This is a genomic window from Trebonia sp. (genome assembly GCF_049794275.1).
Classification (GTDB): domain Bacteria; phylum Actinomycetota; class Actinomycetes; order Streptosporangiales; family Streptosporangiaceae; genus Trebonia.
On sequence record NZ_JBARCR010000610.1, the window covers coordinates 1 to 2,302 of the forward strand.

The window sequence follows — 2,302 nt, forward strand, 5'->3', positions numbered from 1 at the left end:
GCTTGAGCGCGAAGGAGTACCCGGACGTACGGGTCGGGTCGAGCGAGAGGTGGATCGTGTTCGACAGGTACTCGAACGAATCGTTGAACCAGGCCTGCCACCGGTAGCCGAGCTCGGCGTCGACGCGGAGCAGGAAGGCGGGTATGAGCACGATGATGAACAGGCGGTGCTCGGCCCAGGTCCGGGCGACCAGCCTGCGGGGACCGCCCAAGCTGGGCCCGGTGGACCGGATCGGCCAGGTTCGCCGCGCCGATGGCTCACGCGACGGGGCCGCAGGCATTACCCTCAAGCCGTACCCTCCTGTGCTGGGTTGATGACCCTGACAATGAACAAGCGGCCGGTTCGGTGCGTTCGTCCCTCGCCTACGGTAATACGATGCGCGACCAGGATTGCGGCCGGCAGTAGGATCCGCTGACGGTGAAGGAGACGAAAACGTGGAGCTGACCGTGGTCATGCCTTGCCTCAACGAGGCAGAGACCGTGGCGACGTGCGTCCGCAAGGCTATTGGATTCCTGGCCGCAAGTGGTATCAACGGTGAAGTCCTTGTCGCCGACAACGGCAGTACGGACGGCAGCCAGCGGCTGGCCGAAGATGCAGGCGCGCGGGTGGTGCCGATCAGCGAGAAGGGTTACGGCAACGCGCTGATGGGCGGCATCCACGCGGCCCGCGGCACGTACGTCATCATGGGCGACGCCGACGACAGCTACGACTTCACCAACCTGATGCCGTTCATCGAAGAGCTCCGCAAGGGCAGCGACCTGGTGATGGGCAACCGCTTCAAGGGCGGCATCGAGCCGGGCGCGATGCCCCGGCTGCACAAGTACCTCGGCAACCCGGTGCTGTCCTTCGTCGGCCGCCTGTTCTTCCGCAGCAAGATCGGCGACTTCCACTGCGGCCTGCGCGGTTTCAGGAAGGACAGCGCGATCGCGCTCGGCCTGCAGGCCACCGGCATGGAGTTCGCCAGCGAGATGGTCGTGAAGGCCACCTTGGCGAAGCAGAAGATCACTGAGGTGCCCACCACGCTCAAGAAGGACGGCCGCAGCCGTCCGCCGCACCTGCGGAGCTGGCGGGACGGCTGGCGGCACCTGCGCTTCCTGCTGCTGTTCAGCCCGCGCTGGCTGTTCTTCGTGCCCGGCATCGTCATCGGCACGGCCGGCATCGTCATCGGCGCCGCGGTGGCAGCGGGCCCGATCACGATAGGCAGCGTCACGTTCGACGTGGACACGCTTGTCGCGGCCAGCGCGATGGTGGTGATCGGGTTCCAGGCGGTGCTGTTCTGGCTGTTCACCCAGGTGTACGCGGGCGCCGAGGGCTTCCTCCCCGAGGAGCCGAAGGTCCAGCGGCTGCTGGAGAAACTCTCCCTCGAGCGCGGGCTGATCGCCGGCGCGGCGATCGGCCTCGCCGGGCTCGGCGGGCTCATCTTCTCGCTGACCTACTGGCACGCGAACAAGTTCGGCCAGCTGAACTATGAGCACGCGCTGCGGCTCATGGTCCCGTCGGTGACCGCGCTGGTGCTGAGCTGCCAGCTCATCCTCGGCACCTTCTTCCTGTCGATTCTCGGCATCAAGCAGACGAGGCACACCCCGGTCGGCGCGACGGCGACGATTAATGTAAACGACGAGCCCGCCACTGCCCGTAGGCTTTAAGGCATGTCACCCGCCAATCCAAAACACATCCTCGCCGCGCCGGCCTGGCCGTACGCCAACGGCCCGCGGCACATCGGGCACGTTTCCGGCTTCGCGATCCCCAGCGACATGTTCAGCCGGTACCAGCGGATGGCAGGCAACAAGGTGCTCATGGTGTCCGGCACCGACGAGCACGGCACCCCGATCACGGTCCAGGCCGACAAGGAGGGCATCTCCCCCCGCGAGGTCGCCGACCGGTACAACGAGGTTATCGCGACCGACCTGGCGAACCTCGGCATTAGCTACGACCTGTTCACCAGGACCACCACCCGCAACCACTACGCGGTCACCCAGGAGATCTTCAGCACGCTGCTGCGCAACGGGTACATCTTCCCGAAGGCGACGCTCGGCGCGATCTCCCCGTCCACCGGGCGCACGCTGCCGGACCGCTACATCGAGGGCACCTGCCCGATCTGCGGCTACCCGAGCGCGCGCGGCGACCAGTGCGACAACTGCGGCAACCAGCTCGACCCGACCGACCTGATCAACCCGAGGTCGCGGATCAACGGCGAGACGCCGCTGTTCGTGGAGCAGGAGCACTACTTCCTCGACCTGCCCGCGTTCACCGAGGTGCTCGGCGCCTGGCTGCAGTCCAAGTCGGGCCAGTGGCGGCCGAA

At 66.7% G+C, this 2,302-nt stretch carries 2 protein-coding genes and 1 pseudogene; 2 read left to right on the forward strand and 1 reads right to left on the reverse strand.

The annotated features are described in order from the left end of the window. A pseudogene (locus WA805_RS16430) lies at positions 1 to 211 on the reverse strand (hypothetical protein); the annotation flags it as partial. A 223-nt stretch (positions 212 to 434) separates the two neighbouring features. On the opposite strand from WA805_RS16430, the gene WA805_RS16435 reads away from it, so the two are divergent. Further along, a complete protein-coding gene (locus WA805_RS16435; RefSeq protein ID WP_425242767.1) occupies positions 435 to 1,646 on the forward strand; it encodes a glycosyltransferase in 1,212 nt (403 codons plus the stop codon). A gap of 3 nt (positions 1,647 to 1,649) precedes the next feature. Further along, positions 1,650 to 2,302 (forward strand): methionine--tRNA ligase (locus tag WA805_RS16440; protein WP_425242768.1); only part of this gene is annotated, 653 nt, incomplete at its 3' end.